The organism is Paenibacillus agri, assembly GCF_013359945.1.
In the GTDB taxonomy this organism is placed as follows: domain Bacteria; phylum Bacillota; class Bacilli; order Paenibacillales; family Paenibacillaceae; genus Paenibacillus_AQ; species Paenibacillus_AQ agri.
On the sequence record NZ_JABWCS010000142.1, the window covers coordinates 1 to 432 of the forward strand.

General features: G+C 48.8%; 2 rRNA genes. Both read left to right on the forward strand.

Annotated features, from left to right (window positions below):
• Window positions 1–118: ribosomal RNA gene (locus tag HPT30_RS00710) — 23S ribosomal RNA — on the forward strand; the annotation flags it as partial.
• 215 nt (window positions 119–333) lie between these two features.
• Window positions 334–432 (forward strand): 5S ribosomal RNA (gene rrf / locus HPT30_RS00715); the annotation flags it as partial.

Consider the following 432-nt stretch of genomic DNA (forward strand, 5'->3'; position numbering starts at 1 on the left):
CAAGATGAGATTTCCCAATTAGTAAGACCCCTTGAAGACGACGAGGTAGATAGGTTGGAGGTGGAAGTGCAGTAATGCATGGAGCTGACCAATACTAATCGGTCGAGGGCTTATCCTAAAAACTACCCCAAAAAGTGAAGAAGAGGCTGCGAAGCCAATTCCGAGTACTTTCCGGGGGCCCCGTAAAAAGGGCAAACGCAAATTCAATTCGGATTCAGTTTTCAGGAATCAAGTAATAAGAGATAAAGTCCTAGTGGCTTGTATTTCAAAAACTTGTGTTCAGCATTTGGCGATGCTGAGACCTGTATAATGCATTTGTACCGCAAATGCCCGTTTGGTGGCGATGGCGGAGGGGTTCCACGCGTACCCATCCCGAACACGACCGTTAAGCCCTCCAGCGCCGATGGTACTTGGACCGAAGGGTCCTGGGAG